At 35.7% G+C, this 1,410-nt stretch carries 1 protein-coding gene and 1 pseudogene; both read right to left on the bottom strand.

Annotation, left to right across the window (positions count from 1 at the left end; all coding sequences use genetic code 11):
• Positions 1-266 precede the first annotated feature (266 nt).
• The gene (locus ACFIO3_RS13115; protein ID WP_375615024.1) at positions 267-989 is read right to left on the bottom strand and encodes a hypothetical protein; all 723 of its coding nucleotides are present in this window, start codon (positions 987-989) and stop codon (positions 267-269) included.
• Positions 990-1,075: 86 nt separating this feature from the next.
• A pseudogene (locus tag ACFIO3_RS13110) lies at positions 1,076-1,410 on the bottom strand (hypothetical protein); the annotation flags it as partial.

Raw genomic sequence — 1,410 nt, 5'->3', positions numbered from 1 at the left:
ACTCGCGAATGAGATAGTGACAAAAAACATCACCACGAACAAAAAATGTACTTGCTATAAGCCCCCACAAAAGCAATTATCGCACCTGAGGAAAAAACACAGTCCATTTCCTCCTCAATATATGCTCTTTACAGTGCGCCATCCATTGATCTAAAAATCTTTCCTCTCTCATAAAAGCTGCCGCATATGCTTAAGAGTTTTCACTCTTTTCCACCACTGCATAATAGCAGAGATTTCAGAAAAACCACTGATTTATCCCCCCTTATTCAACCGTTTTGCAAATAGTTTATCAACTGCTGACGACATTTATAATAATGAGAATCTTTGTTTTCCAAAATTGCTTTCTGCATTTCACTTGCAAGCTGCTCTTTATCTTTTTCAACAGCCTCTTTCAGCGCCTTTACCTTCTCATCTCCAAAGATAATTTTTAATTTTTCTTTTAACTTTTTTTCCTCAAAAAGCTTCTCCCAAAAGATCAACCGGTTATCGCATGTCTCATTTGATGATTTCATCCACTCTTTAACGCCTAATTTGTAAACTTCTTCAAATGTTGGATTCCCTTCAAAAATGGAAAGATTTTTTGCTCTATTTGTGTCATTCTCTTTACAAGTATTGATTACATCTCTAACTGTGACAGAATGGCAACCATTATCAAAAGCAACATAGCCCTTTTTCACTGTTTTAATAAGCTTCTTATAGTAAATGAAAGTTTCTCTTGCCGCCTTATAATCACTGGAAATATCACACAACAACGACAACACATTCTTTTTACAATATAATAATAAAGTACACTCACCAGACCAAGATTCCGAAAGGTTTAGCATTTTCTCTATCTCTTTGTGTTCTGTACTCATAGATATGTTGTCCCACAAAGTATCTGTAAATTTTTTCTTTTCATCCTCCCCTGTAAAGTTTTTCTTTTGGTGCTGTTTGCATTCAGCTATAATCATATCATCAAGAACATATAACCACCAATGAAGTAATAACATCGTAGGTTGACTCCGTTTTTTGTTCGTAAGAGGATCTACAAACTTTTGCAGAGTTATTCCGTTCTTGCTCATTAATCGCACTGCTTTTAAAAAAATTTCCTAAAATACGAGGTATCCAAGAGACTACATATTTTTTTGTAATGTTCATCAGTAAGTTTTTTTCCAAGTGCTTGCTTGTACAAGAAACGCACTTTGTGATCCCCTCGAACACAAATATCCTTTACCAATGGAAGCCGATCTCCACTGAATTTCATATCTTCCCTAGGATTTTTTATCCCCAGTGCGTCTCTTTCCCATAACCTTACTCCCTCATCCCATTGTTTCAACCATTCCTGCGATATTTTTTGAGTTTTTGCAAAAAGTCTTTGTTCCCCTTGTGCAATAATATCTTTATGTCCAGCGCACTCTTGCTCTTTTTGCT

Source organism: Bartonella sp. AD328YNZD, from assembly GCF_042196425.1.
Note: the sequence above shows the minus strand (reverse complement) of the source record. Positions and strands in the feature narration are given on the sequence as shown.

What these genes read in the sequence shown, in the direction of transcription:
- ACFIO3_RS13115 (WP_375615024.1), bottom strand. Translation starts at nt 989, where the DNA reads ATGTTATTACTTCATTGGTGGTTATATGTTCTTGATGATATGATTATA.